General features: G+C 36.2%; 9 protein-coding genes and 1 tRNA gene. 4 read left to right on the top strand and 6 right to left on the bottom strand.

Annotated features, from left to right (window positions below; all coding sequences use genetic code 11):
- Nucleotides 1-89: 89 nt before the first annotated feature.
- From DBR39_RS22280 to DBR39_RS22260, 5 genes are all read right to left on the bottom strand, one after another.
- A complete protein-coding gene (locus tag DBR39_RS22280) occupies nucleotides 90-809 on the bottom strand; it encodes a hypothetical protein (protein WP_124536807.1) in 720 nt (239 codons plus the stop codon).
- Nucleotides 810-1,072: 263 nt separating this feature from the next.
- Nucleotides 1,073-1,144: transfer RNA gene (locus tag DBR39_RS22275), tRNA-Arg, on the bottom strand.
- A 73-nt stretch (nucleotides 1,145-1,217) separates the two neighbouring features.
- A complete protein-coding gene (locus DBR39_RS22270) occupies nucleotides 1,218-2,981 on the bottom strand; it encodes a TonB-dependent receptor (protein ID WP_124536805.1) in 1,764 nt (587 codons plus the stop codon).
- Nucleotides 2,982-3,016: 35 nt separating this feature from the next.
- On the bottom strand, nucleotides 3,017-3,508 hold the full coding sequence (locus DBR39_RS22265; protein WP_124536803.1) for a hypothetical protein: 492 nt from the start codon (nucleotides 3,506-3,508) through the stop codon (nucleotides 3,017-3,019).
- A 3-nt stretch (nucleotides 3,509-3,511) separates the two neighbouring features.
- Entirely contained in the window at nucleotides 3,512-6,475 is a 2,964-nt protein-coding gene (locus DBR39_RS22260) for a tetratricopeptide repeat protein (protein ID WP_124536801.1), read from the bottom strand.
- 258 nt (nucleotides 6,476-6,733) lie between these two features.
- Between DBR39_RS22260 and DBR39_RS22255 the strand changes: the two genes are divergently transcribed.
- The 3 genes from DBR39_RS22255 (at nucleotide 6,734) to DBR39_RS22245 (ending at nucleotide 11,256) form a co-directional block, all read left to right on the top strand.
- Nucleotides 6,734-8,974 (top strand): CocE/NonD family hydrolase, encoded by a 2,241-nt coding sequence (locus DBR39_RS22255; RefSeq protein WP_124536799.1) that lies wholly within the window; start codon nucleotides 6,734-6,736, stop codon nucleotides 8,972-8,974.
- 104 nt (nucleotides 8,975-9,078) lie between these two features.
- Nucleotides 9,079-10,761 carry an APC family permease gene (locus DBR39_RS22250; RefSeq protein WP_124536797.1) on the top strand — a complete coding sequence of 561 codons (1,683 nt, stop codon included), beginning with the start codon at nucleotides 9,079-9,081 and terminating at the stop codon, nucleotides 10,759-10,761.
- A gap of 156 nt (nucleotides 10,762-10,917) precedes the next feature.
- A complete protein-coding gene (locus DBR39_RS22245) occupies nucleotides 10,918-11,256 on the top strand; it encodes a DUF962 domain-containing protein (protein ID WP_124536795.1) in 339 nt (112 codons plus the stop codon).
- Nucleotides 11,257-11,546: 290 nt separating this feature from the next.
- Here DBR39_RS22245 and DBR39_RS22240 read toward each other — a convergent pair whose 3' ends face one another.
- The gene (locus tag DBR39_RS22240) at nucleotides 11,547-13,568 is read right to left on the bottom strand and encodes a hypothetical protein (protein ID WP_124536793.1); all 2,022 of its coding nucleotides are present in this window, start codon (nucleotides 13,566-13,568) and stop codon (nucleotides 11,547-11,549) included.
- A gap of 147 nt (nucleotides 13,569-13,715) precedes the next feature.
- Here DBR39_RS22240 and DBR39_RS24500 point away from each other — a divergent pair, with 147 nt between their 5' ends.
- The gene (locus tag DBR39_RS24500) at nucleotides 13,716-14,330 is read left to right on the top strand and encodes a DUF4377 domain-containing protein (protein ID WP_228447898.1); all 615 of its coding nucleotides are present in this window, start codon (nucleotides 13,716-13,718) and stop codon (nucleotides 14,328-14,330) included.
- Nucleotides 14,331-14,347 lie beyond the last annotated feature (17 nt).

Raw genomic sequence — 14,347 nt, 5'->3', positions numbered from 1 at the left:
ATTCCAAAACCTTTTCTTCGCACTTAAAGGAAAAGAGTTAACTTTGAAATAAAGACATAAATAAAGCCCCAATTAAAGGGCTATTTTTATTATTCGCTTTTACTATGACCAAAGAAGTATCCTAGAATTAGAAGAAATGCACTCTCAACAATTTTTAACGGTTCACGTCCAATAAACATCATACCTAACAAGCAAATACCTATTATCAATAATAAGAAAGCTCCAAATATTGATGCAATTGATTCTCTTTTGATAAACTTTAGAATGATTTCTGATTTCATTTCTAGAAGCTTCAAATTACGTTCCTTGATTATGATTTCGTCTAACAAATTTGGGGGATTACCTTCTTTTTCATTAATATTTACTTGTAATTTCTCCCTTAATTCTTCAAGCTGTCCTAATAATTTTTCTCTATTCTCATTCTCTGGAAGAGTAAGTGCTGTATTTTTTACCGATTCTACTTTTTCAATTTCTTCTAGTTGATTTAATCGGTTTTTAGCATATTCTAATAATGAATAAAGGTGCTGTCTAATATAAAATCTAAATCCGGAAAAACTATCAGGAAATTCAGTAACTGTGAAATGAACCTTATTGTTATAATTTAACGTTTCCTTTGCATTAAATTGTTCATCATTAATAAGACTATTTATTTCATCTATTTTTATTCTTAATTCTCCAATAGATAATTTGGATAATGTTTCAGTATCAATATTTTTGCTTTCAAGTACTCTTTTATAATGTTCAGCCGCTTCTTTTATAAAATGCTTTCTCGCTAATAATATTGTATCAAAGTTTATAATGGATTCCATGTTTTAGTTTTCCACAAATATAACAAAAAGCCCTCTTAAAAAGAAGGCTTGTGTATTATTGGGGAAGTGCAGGTTTGCTGGAACCGGCATTTCTTTTTTAATTTCTGCTTGCATCTTATTCACGTCCTTTATTCTGCTTTCTCCATAGTTGCTTTCTGGCTGAATAACGGCTGATTTCCACCTATTTCTGTAAAAACACGATAGAATGCACCATCGTTGTTTATGATAATCCATAAAAAAAGCCCCTAAAAAGGGGCAATTTGTGACCGCAGAAGGATTCGAACCCTCACTGTTGGAGCCGAAATCCAAAGTTCTATCCATTAAACTATGCAGCCTATTCCAGGTAGCAGATCATAGGGCTTAGGTAGCAGGGCGCTGAGCCTTTTTACTTCTATCCTATTTCTACCTTTAGAAAGTAATTTTCACACCTCCCAGAATCTGTGCACCCAGGACTTTATATCCTTTGTACGTCTGGTATTTTGAGCTCAGAAGATTATTTCCGAGTGCGAAAATACTGAAATTTTTGTGAATTTTATACTCTGCGGAAAGATTTAAATCAGCGTAACCACCAACTTTATCGTTTGTATTCTCCGTAGACTGGAAGATCACATTCGGAGCTCCCATTCCTTCGATTGCATAAGAGTTTGTCGTTCTGTCACTTGCAAAGATTCCTTTGAACCCTAACAATAGCTTCTTGTCAAGCATTGTATATTTTGCCCCGATGCTTGCATTGAACAACGGAACGTTATAAATATTGTCGTAATTCTTAAGATCGTATTTTGTAAATCTTAATTCTCCGTCTAAAATCAGGTTTTCTAATGGGAAATACTGTACACTTCCTTTGATATCGCTTACATTTCCGTCATCATATACAGCAGAGAATGTATTGGCAAAGTTGTATGCAGAACGGCTAACAGAATTATTATCGAAAAGACCGTTAGCCTTAAAGAACATAATATCTCTCATCTTTCCATACCCTGCAGAGAAGTCATATTTCAGCGTTTCATCGATGTCTCCTCTCAATCCTACATAAAAATGATATTTCGTCTCTGTAGGCTTTAAAAACTGGTCAGAAAGGATGAATGGATTCGCCTGCAGCATATCTCCATACGTATTCAGTTTCAGACCTCCGTCTACCCCACCATAGAATTTGAATTCTTTAGCAGCCGCAAACTGGAATTCTGCCTGAGGAAACCAATACGCTTTATTATTTTTTTGCTGTTCCAGCTGATCGTTAGAATTTTTAGCATTCAGGAAAGAGAATGAAGAACCTAACATCAAATAAGAGTCTCCTTTTCTGAACGTCACTTTTGGAGTCAGGTTCGTATTGAAGAAATTGGAAGAGTTTTTATCTCTGATCGCAAAATCAGTCTTCACAGCGTCCAATCCTACTCCAAGGTCCGCATTCAGGTTGATTCCTGATTTTCCTAATTCAACAGCATGTTTGGAGAAGTTAGCCAAAATGGAAACCTGATTTTCCGAAGCATCAAAATGATCTTTCAGGAATGATGATTTTACCCTTACATCATTTAAGATTTCATTGGAATAAAAATCATAGTACCCATTTACTTTAAACTGATTCACCTTTTGCTTAAGATCAAGTTCACCGGTAGGCTGCATGGCATAAATCCCATAATAATTATAGTTGTCTAAACCATATTCAGTATTGATATTGAATTTTCCTTTTTCTCCGTAAGAGTTTAAGAAAGCTCCGATAGTCGCCGAAGTCTGCCCGGATTTCCAGTCATACTCTTTTTTAAGACCATTCGTAGAAAGTACATGAACATCCGCTCCTACTTCAAATTTATTTTCAAGGGTCTTGGATATGTTTCCATCTACTAAGACTTTCCCATAATTACCCATTCCAATCTGGAAGTAATTGTTTTGAGCGGTTCCGTCAAATTTCGGAGCAACATCCTCTCCCTGAATCGTTGAAGTTTTGAAGTCAGAAACGGCAGGCACATCCGTGATCGTATATTTCACGGGAGTCTGCGATTTCTCTTCCGGTGGATAATTTTTAATGGTTTCCACAGAAGTCTTCTTCTTCTCGATCTTCTTCACTTCCGGCTCTCTTTTTTTGTTAAGAACCAGTTTTTCCTCCTTGATCTGGGAAAACGCCACCGACGAAACCCCTAAAAATAATATGGATAATATTTGAATTTTCTTGTTCATATTTTCTTTATTTGAAAAAAATATATACCGGGTTTTTATTTATTGGAAGCAATATAACTGCCTAATAAAGCTTTCCCTGACTGTTTTGAAAAAGTTCTCCCTAGTCTGAATATATTAAACAGCCAAAGGCTTTGATAAACTTGTAATTTGTATTGATAATTTTTCGTTGTACTGTTCTCAGCTACATCATAACTGTAAGCAATGTCGTACGGAAATCCCGAAGGCAGTAATCCGACTGTAAGCATACTTCCAATCATAGGATTTCCGCATGGAGGAGTACGCGTCAACATCGGATGCAGGGTTATTTTAGCTGCATGGGTACTGTCATCTACGATTTCATAAATATCAGAATGTTTTAAAATCTCAAATTCTTTCTTAAGCTCTTTATTCACTACAAAAGCCTTTTGTTTTGGAAACTCAGCTTTCACATGATTATACTCTTTAGGATATGCACTGTACGAAGGAATGCAGCTCCAAAGAGAAGCAGAAATTAAAAAAGAATAGATAGCAATTTTAAAAACCTTCATGTATTATTTCTTAATTTGTTTTTTAACTTCTTTTGCTTCTGCAACGATTTCAGGGAAATCCTTATAGTTGGCAATGATCTGGTCGCATGTATAACTTGCCTGGTAGTTATCCTTCAGGCCAATATAGTTTTTCGCCATCAATACCAAGGCTTTTGCTCCCCAGAATTCTTCCGAAGCATAGTTATTGGCAAGCTTAAAGATCGTCTCATTAGAAGATTTGAACGCTTTTCCTTTATTCTGATAATATGCTTTCGCATACAAAGCTTCTGCAGCTACTGAAGTGTTGGACGATTTTTCAAGAGAAACATAAGCAGACTGTGCGTCTTTATCTTTTCCAGAGTTCATCAAACTTCTTGCTTTGATGACTTTCGCCGTTTCAATTACTGCTGCTGAATTTTTAGAATTAGCGATCACTGCATTGGCTAGTTTTTCAGCTTCAGAGAAGTTCTTTTCTTCAGCATACAGTTTCATCAGCTCCACATTCGCATAGTTTTTAATGCTGATATCGGAAGAGTTTTTAATACCTTCAAGATACTTTTTCGCTTCCGCAGTATTCCCTTGTGCAATAAATATTTGAGCTAAACGAGTTTGTGCATCATCCTGGTAATCATTCTGAATTCCAGCCACTTCCTGAAGCACAAGTAAAGCTTTAGTTGAATTATTAGTCTGATAATAACTTTCTCCCAATTCATACTTCGCCTGGTACAATCCTTCCCCTGTTGGGTTTTGGGTCAGGTACTTTTCGTAGTAAGAAATAGCGTTCTTATAATCTTTCTTCGAGAAGTATTGTTTTCCGGTAGATAAGTTGATCTCATCAATTTCAGCAGCATCCACATTCACACCGATATTTCTAGCAAAAGCTTCATATCCGGAAACATCTCCGTTTTTCGTGAAGATAGGTTTTGCTGCCTGAACGATCTTCTGAGCATACGCTGTATTTTTATACTGCTCACCCAGAGATTTCAGTTCAGAAAGCGCTTTGTCATTCTGGTTCTGATCGATATAGTTTTGTGCTCTGTAAATAGAAGCATTAGCGATCAGATCTTTGTCTGATGATGATTTAATCACTTTTCCGAAATAATCATTCGAATTGGCAAAATCATCCTGAGCAGCATACGCTGTTCCTATTTCATATTGAGCATCATCGTAATATTCGGAATCCGGATATTTCGATAAAAGGTTTTTAAGGTTAGTGATCTTCGCCTGTGTATCTCCTTTAAATCCTAAAGCCATTGCTTTTTGATAGACAGTATAATCCGTTGCATCTTCATTTTTATCATAGATAGCAATAGCTTCATTCAGGTCATTATTTGCATAATGGATATCTGCCAAACGAAGCTCTGCATCATTTTTAAATTCAGGTTTCGGATTGGTAAGATACTGTTTGAAGTAGGTGGCTGCCTGATCAAATTTCTTAGATTTAAAGTAAGCATACCCTAAATCATAAGGCAGCTGTTGTTTTTCAGGGAAGCTTTCAGTAAGAAGTTTTTCATATCGAACAATGGCAGACGGATAATTTCCTTTCTGGTAATATACCTGAGCCAGCCAATATAAAGCCCTGCTGTTGAATTCTTTATTGATATTGAAACCAAGGCTTCTTAAGAAATATTTCTCAGCCTCATCATAATTTCCTTTGTTGAATTCTTCAGTCCCTAATAAATAAGAAACCTCCTGGTCCACCTTATTGATGTCAGGAGTAGAACTCTGCAATTTATCAATTGCGTTCAGAGTTTCTTTATAATTTCCGGAGTACAGATATGATTTCACCAGTAGCGATCTCATTTCTGAAGCATTGGCTCCGTTCTGGTTATCGTTGATATAACTTTGGATCACCGCAGAAGGACTTTCAAACGGGTTACCGATATCGTAACTTAACTTAGCATACTGCTCATGAGCCAGTTTTTTCACTTTCGCATCATAATCCATCTGGTAAGAGGAACGGAATGCGGAAAGCGCCTCCTGCTTTTTATCTACTGCCAGGTATGCATTTCCTAACTGATAATAAGCGTTCTGTGCCAAAGCTGAACTACTGTTAAGAAGCTGGTTGTAATAAGAAACCGCTTCGTCATATTTTTTTAACTGGGCAGCCACAAATCCCATCTCATACAAATCGTTTTCAGATGGATTTTGCTGTACGCTCAGATAATCTTTCAAATGTGGATAAGCAGAAGTATAGTCATTTTTCATAAAATAACTCTCTCCGATAATCTTGTGAACTTCCGCTTTATAAGAGTCAGAAATATTTTCTTTCAATAAAGCTGTTCCTTCCGTAATCGCCTGATCGTAGTTCTTATCATTATAGTACATCTGTACATAATAAGGACGTACAAGCTTAGAGAACTTATCCTGATCCTTTATAGAATCAAAATACTGGAAAGCTTTATCATTTTGTCTGTTACTGTAATATAAATGCCCCAGCATATAAGCGATATCTCCCTTTTGGGACTGATCTGCTGTTTTATAGGCTTCTTCCAGTGCATCTGTTGCTCCTTTAGAGTCACCCATCATGAATTTTGCATATCCAAGCTTCAGAATATACTGTGTATTTTCCTCTTTCGAAAGTTGGTACTGGTTTACTTTTTTCAAAGTCTCCAGCGCTTTTTCAAAATCTTTTTTCGCTAAGTAGTAATCTGCCAAAGGAAGATTAGCCTGTGCAAAATAAGCAGAATTCGGGTATTCTTTCATGAAAGCTGTTAACCCTTCTTCAGCATGATTTTTCTGAAGAATCACACCAATCACATTATCAAAAAACTGCGCAGCTTCCTTTTTCGAACGGGACAAATTCTGATTGTAGAAGTATTGTCTTGCATATTCGTATTGAGAAGCATTGTATATTTTGGTCTGATAAAGATTTTCGGCTAGATTGAACCTGTAGTTTTCTTTCTGGGTAAAATATTGGGACTGTTGAGCATCGGAGATTCCGAAATAAATTACTGCAGCCGCTAAGAGTATTTTTTTTGATTTCATTCTTCTTGATATAAGAATATTAGTCTAAATAAGTTAACGAAAATATTAAAAACTTATTGTTTAAGCAAGTTTTAGCAAACTTAATGGTTATAAATAGTGATTCTACAACAATGAAAAATTTTCTCACTGTTAAATGATAAAATTTACTACTTTCGTCTGATAAAATGTAAACAATTTTAATAAATAGTTATCAAAAACATATTTAAATTTGATACTTTCTCAACAACAGCTAAAAACATACCATAAACACACCATTCCATGAAATTTAAGATACTTTTAGCATTAATTTTTGTAAACCTGATACAGGCACAAAAGTTTTACTTTCCAAAGACCGCTGTAACAGACTCTGTTACATTGGAAAAACAGATTCCGGGACTCGCTCAGCAAGTGATTCCGCTCCTTCAATCTGCAAAGTACAAACCGGAAAATAATATTGACCTTACGGACAACCTTTTCCGTTTGCAGATGGCCACGCAAGATTATAAAAAATCAATTGTCTCTCTTTCCGAAAACCGAAATCTGTTTGCCGATCACAATATGGCTGGCTACAGATTGGTGGGACTTGAATTGTACAGTATGGCTAAAATAGCACAAAAAGAAAACAATATTTCCTTTTCCAATGCTCTTCAGAAAGTCTTTACTCAAAAGTATGAAAGCCTTCCGGAAAAGCTGACTCCCAGACTTAAACTTGTTCTTGATGGGGACGTGGCAGAATTCAGAAAACAGCTGAGAAAAGTACTGGATAAGCAAAAAGACAAAGACAGTATTGATTACAAAACGGCCCTTGCATTATGCAAATCTTATATTAATTATAAGACGTATACCAGCATCAAACCTCAGGTTTTACAATTACTGGAATCAAAAGACAAAGAGAGATTCATCATTGAAACCAAAGATCTTAAGATAAAAAACGGAAATACCTTAACGATTACCATTGTTAGAAAAAAGGGAAATACTTCCCCCCTTCCCGTTATTCTTACCAATAATATCTATGCAGGTTCGTTTGATGAACTCTTTGGAAAAAGAGCTGCTATTTATAATTATGTAGGAGCAATTGTGAATACCCGCGGCAAAAGGAACAGTAATAATGTGAACAATCCTTTTGAGCATGAGTCAGAAGACATCTATGAGGTGATAGACTGGGTAAGCAAACAGCCATGGTGTGACGGAAAGGTGGGAATGATCGGCGGAAGTTATCTGGGTTTCAGCCAGTGGGCGGCAGTAAAAAAACTGCATCCGGCATTAAAAACTATCGTGCCGCAGGTTGCAGTAGGAATCGGAATTGATTATCCTGCTCAGAATAATATCTTCATGAGCTATATGCTGCAGTGGATACAATATGTGACCAATAATAAATTTACGGATGAAGCTGATTTCGCCAATGCTGTAAAATGGGATTCTATTTATACAAAATGGTACAAAAGCGGGAAAGCATTTAGATCTTTAGATACGATAAGCGGAAAACCCAGCAAAATATTCCAACGATGGCTGGATCATCCGGGATATGATCAGTACTGGCAGAAAATGGTTCCTTACAAAGAGGATTTTTCCAAAATCAATATTCCGATCCTGACCACGACAGGATATTATGATGATGATCAGATTGGTGCACTGTATTATTTTAAGCAACATCACCAATACAACAAAAATGCAAATCATTATCTGGTCATAGGTCCTTACAATCATGGAGGGGCACAAAGTTTCGGATTTACTTATGTGAATGGCAATACTATTGATCCGGCAGCCAGAATAAGTATCGATGATCTTGCTTTTTCATGGTTTGATTATATTCTTAAAGGAGGTAAAAAACCGGAAATTTTAAAAGACAAAATCAATTTTCAGGTGATGAATACCAATACCTGGAAGCATGTTTCCAATCTTGACAAAATGCATACTTCTTCCGTGAAGTTCTACCTTCAGGACAAAAAAAATACATCATCAGTGTTTAATAAACCTGAGACTAAAAGCTTCACAACTCAAATTGTTGATTTTAAAAACAGAGACCAGAAAGACACGTACTACAAAGTCAGCAAAAAAGACAGTATAAAAACGACCAATTCTGTTGCTTTTGAAAGTGAAGCTCTTGATAAAGATATGATCATCAGTGGAAATCTGTCCGGAATCTTTAATATTTCCATCAACAAAAAAGATTTTGATACGGATACTTATCTGTACCAAATTCAGCCGGATGGGAAATCATTTTTATTATCTACCCATATTGTAAGAGCCAGCTATGCGAAGAATAATGAAAAACGCCAGCTCCTTGAACCTAATAAAATGGAGCAGATCCCCATCAATAATTCCTATTTCATGAGTAAAAAGATAGAAAAAGGAAGTAAGCTTCTCTTATTGGTAGGTGTTAATAAAAGTCCTAACTGGCAGATCAATTATGGTTCCGGTAAAGATGTAAGTGATGAAACCATAAAGGATTCCGGGGAACCTCTGGAAATAAAATGGTACAATGACAGCTATGTAGAAATCCCTGTTTATAATGACTAAAGACCTTTGTTTAAGCATTTTTAACTAAATGTTCTTAACGACTGTTAACATCAAAATAAAAAATCATTACATTTGCTTTTTTTCAAATCAAATATAGTTATTGAATGAGTCAACTTTTTAGAAGAAAAATCTATTCAGATACAGATACTTCAACGGGACTTTTAAGAGTCTTGGGCGTATGGGACATCGTATTTTTTGGTATTGCGGCTATTATTGGAGCTGGGAGTTTCAGCAGTTTGGGAGAAGCCGTTTTCAGAGGTGGCCCGGGTGTTATCCTTCTATATTTGATTTGTGGTTTTGCCTGTGGATTTACAGCTTTATGCTATGCTGAATTTGCCAGCAGAATTCCAACCGCAGGTTCTGCCTATACCTATGCTTATGCCAGTTTTGGAGAGCTGATCGCCTGGATAATCGGCTGGGCCCTGATTATGGAATATTCTTTCGGAAATATTTATGTAGCCTTTTCCTGGTCAGATTATTTCACCAGTTTCCTGGGACGTATCGGAATGCATATTCCTGATTACCTGACCTGCAGCTATACGGAAGCTAGAAAAGCTTTTCAATATGGCTCAGAAAATAAAGAATTATTAAGTGCATGGAATACCGCTCCATTGATCGGAAGTCTGAAATTTATCGTAGACGTTCCGGCATTGGTTATCAACGGTTTGATTACATGGCTTTGTTATGTAGGAGTAAAAGAAAGTAAAAACTTCAATAACTCTCTGGTTATTTTAAAGCTGGCGGTGATCATACTGGTAATTCTTGTAGGTTGTGCTTATGTCAACACTGAAAACTGGACACCAGTAAGCCCTACAACCGGAACGCCTTCCTTCATGCCAAATGGCTTTGCCGGAGTAATGAGCGCAGTATCCGGAGTGTTCTTCGCTTATATCGGATTTGATGCCTTAAGTGTACTTTCTGAAGAGACCAAAGATCCGCAGAAAACCCTTCCAAAGGGAATGATTATCTCTCTTGTACTGTGTACTGTGATTTACATTGCATTGACGCTTGTATTAACGGGAATGGTAGATTATAAGAAATTTGATGGTGTAGGAGATCCGCTTTCATTCATATTTGAGAAAACAAATGCTAATGTAGCCTGGATGGAGCTTGTAGTTTCCTTCGTTGCCATTGTTGCTATTACTACCGTATTATTGGTTTTCCAGATGGGACAGCCTAGAATCTGGTACGCAATGAGCCGTGACGGATTGATGCCTGCAAGATTTCAAAAGGTACACCCTAAATATAAAACACCGTCGTATGCAACTGTTGTTACAGGAATTGTAGTAGGAATCCCGATCTTATTTACCGATAAAACATTTATCCTTGATTTTACGAGTATCGGAACTATTTTCGCATTCGTATTGGTATGTGCAGGGGTACTTCTTCTTCCTGCTAAAGAAAAAATAAAGGGCAGATTTCACCTTCCTTATGTGAACGGTAAAATCATTTTCCCTATTGTTTTCATTGGTGGACTACTTGCATTTTATAAATGGCAGCCAGAATTTTTTGACAATCTGATGAACTGGTCAGATCCTAAAGAAGGAGAATTCAGGGCTTCTATTTTCTTCTTTATCATCATCAACCTGGTCTTATGTGTCGTTGCTTTTATCAAGAACTTATCATTAATTCCATTGGTTGGATTAAGCTCATGTCTGTATCTTCTTACCGGAATGAGCCATGAAAACTGGTTCTGGTTCGGAATGTGGTTCCTCATTGGTATGGTCATTTACTTCTGCTATGGGTACAAAAACAGTAAACTTGGAAAAGAATTAAGGAATAGCTAAGGAATAATTAGCACAACTGCGAAAGGCAAAATGGCAAAAAGATCAAACCCAATGGAGAGACTGATTTGCTATTTTGCCTTTTTCTTTTTTATCTCTTATTACAAAACCGGCAGAATTATTGCTTTAACTACAATATAATCAATAAACTAGACTACCATGGCTGAAAGAATCAAAACCTACAGAGAGTTTTATCAGTTTTATCTTACAGAACACAGTAAAACAGGAACCCGTATATTCCATTTTATCGGAACTTTTCTCGTATTTTTCGTTATATGGTATGTCATCAGCTCCGGAAAGGAAAGGTTTCTATGGTATATTCCGATTGTAGGCTACGGCTTTGCCTGGTTCAGTCATGCTGTGATTGAAAGAAACAAACCGGCTACTTTTAAATATCCTTTATGGTCTTTAATTTCAGATTTCAGATTGTTTTTCGAATTATTAATCGGTAAACAGAAATTCTTTACATCCAATAATCAACCTCAAAATCAGGAATAGCCTTAAAGTTTTTTTCTTGTGTCTTTTATATAAAAAATATTGGGTGTTGGGAAACGCAAAGGCGCAGGAACTTCATCCTTTGAGTATATTTTGAGGTGTAAGAAAATCTAAGATTTTCAGCAAATGATACGTTATTATTTTCTTTGGTTAATTTCTGTGCATTGATGAAAGGAGGGAAAATGATTTCGGGTCTTTTGGGGATTAATCGAATATAATAATTAGAATAAAGAGTTTCAGCGGGCGGCTTCGCCGCCCGCTGAATCACTAAACATTAAACATTAAGTTGAATTTTATTTAAATTTTTTCTTAAAACTGAATTTAAGCCTATTCATCAAACCGGGTTCTATAATGTCAATTCCCAGTCCGAAATTACTGTCTGCAACGGTATGATGGTCGGTTCTGAACTTCTCAAACTCACTTTTCGGAATTTCAGTATTGATCAGAGGATGGTGTTCAATAGATACGCTTGCTCCGTTCCTGCTCACCTTTTTACGGCTTTTATAGTCAAAATACGGATTTGCAATAGTACTTTCCTGAACAGTATATTTTTCTTCTGTATCAATTTTCTGATCCGTATGCAGGTTAATTTCATATCTCTCACTGTCGAAATTATGCCAGAACGGTAAATCTTCGTGCATAAAATCCCTTGCACTAGACTTCACTACATTCCGGTCAAAATACATCAGGAAACGGTTTTTCTGTGGGTCTACATAATAAGGGTTATCAACGATAGCGGTATATTGAATCTTAACCTCGTTCAGCCTTTTGTCATCCCTTACCACGTCAATGGCTGCATCTTTGAATACGTTTCGTACATCTGTTCCGTTTCTGTCACTTGAATAATTAAGTGCATAGAAAAGAAAGCTGTTCCAGCTGTCTATAATCTCTCTTTTATTGGTACTTTTAAAATACCTTCTCATCGCATTGGCCCTGTTTCCTTTATAAGTAGTTGACAGCATAAATTTTCCTGCAGTCCCCTGTACATTGAAATCTATTTTTTCATTAATACAGAAGTAGGGAAATTTATAAGGTTTTCTCACCTGTAGCTCCTGATCTTTTTTCACTTCAAGATAATGCATAAAAAACATGAACCCTCTGTTTTCTATCAATCCGAATTCATCACGAATCGTTGCATCAATAAAATATTCCTGTCCTTTGTAATTTACTTTTACAACAACATGATTGAAGTTTAAAAGAGAAGGCAGATAATATTTGATATAATAATCTGTATTGAAATTCACCAGTACTACAGACGCCTCTACTCCTATATAATCAAGAATTACTTTTAACAAAACTGATTTCGCTTTACAATCTCCCTGCTTGTTTTCATAGGTTACTGAAGGTTCCTGCGGCTTATGCCCATTCATTTCATCAGCATTGAAGGTATAATAAATATGATTCTGAACATATTCTATTGCAAACTGAAGTTTCTCATCCTGATCAGCAATAGCATCTAATTTTTCAATCAGGTTCGGAGCAAAATCCTTTAAAGAAGATGCATTAAAAATCTCGTCATAAATAGGAACAATATAATTAGACAGATCTTTCCAGTTGCTATCTGTAGCAAAATCTATATAAGGGAAAATCTCACGTCCGGAATCTACAGGATTGATATAATTCTGCTCTTCAATCACAAACCTCTCCCCTTTTTTCAAAAGATTAGTTTCCGGTTCCAGAACATTGCCCTGCTCATCTCTGAAAAATGTTTTTTTGTATGCAATATTCTGCTCACGGTCATTGATAAAAGTAAACTTAAAACTGCCATATGCCCAGTAATTATCGGGACTTACCCATACATATTTTGAGAATTCTTTTCTGAGAAAATCGCGATCCGTAAATTCTTTAATCCTTGAATCTTCTAAAATCAATACATCATACAGTCTGAGATCCTTAATGGTAATATTGATCTTTTTATTACTGCTCAGAACCCCTCCGCTGCTCTGATTTTCGCTGTCAAGAACTTTAATATTTGTATCCGGGATTTTGTCGATCAGTACACCCTCTCTCAAAACACTGATCCTATGAATCTGATAGACTTCATTTTCTTCTACAATCACATCGGAAGCAGAAGCTCTCTCCAGATTCCCCGGTTCATTCAGGGTATATGCCATGCAGACATACTCACTGTTTTCCGTATTGCTTGTATAGTATTTTTTATCTAAAAAGTAGCAGTAATCGCGGCCTTCATCAATTTGTCTTTTGGCGAACTCGGATTCTTTGATCAGGTCTATTATTTCCTGATCTCCGATATTTCCTGCCCACATTTCAGGTTTTTGAATCCTGTAATTTTCAACTTGCATTTGATTATTCATATGTATTTTAGTATTTGTTTTTTGGCTAGCGTGTTAATAAATTCAAATTAAATGATTAAAAAAATAAAAAGCAATAGCAGAAGTACTACAAATTCAGGAAAGCCAATTTCGGCATAGTAATTGCGAGGTATGGGGAAAATCAAGTTTATGAAAAGTATAGCAACAATTCTAAAAGGGGCAGCACCCGCATTAGCATTATTTGCAATGACGCAATGTACAACAACTGCCGGTGCATCCGCTGGCGATGAAAAAACGTTCATCGTAGGACCACAAACAGCAAATTGTACAGGAGTAGCTCCTATGAAATGTCTGCAGGTAAAGGAAAATGCTGCTGGAAACTGGACCAATTTTTACAGCAATATTGAAGGATTTACGTATGAGCCGGGTTATGAATATGTTTTAAAAGTAAAAACAGAAAAAATTGCCAATCCTCCAGCTGACGGATCTTCTATAAAATACACCTTGGTAAAGCAGGTTTCTAAAACGAAAAAAGCAGCAATGGCAGCCAACGAAAAAACACTTATTGTAGGACCACAGACAGTAGATTGTTCCGCAGGAGCAGGACGTATGAAATGTATGCAGGTAAAGGAAAATGCTTCTGAAAGCTGGACTAATTTCTACAGCAATATCGAAGGATTCACGTATGAGCCGGGTTACGAATATGTTTTAAAAGTAAAAACAGAAAAAATCGATAATCCTCCGGCAGATGCTTCTTCCATCAAATATACATTGATAGAACAGGTTTCTAAAACGAAGAAATAATAAAAAAATCTCCCGAA

Origin of the sequence: Chryseobacterium sp. KBW03, assembly GCF_003852415.1 — a bacterium.
GTDB lineage: Bacteria > Bacteroidota > Bacteroidia > Flavobacteriales > Weeksellaceae > Chryseobacterium > Chryseobacterium viscerum.
This window is presented reverse-complemented; position numbering and strand designations above follow the sequence as displayed.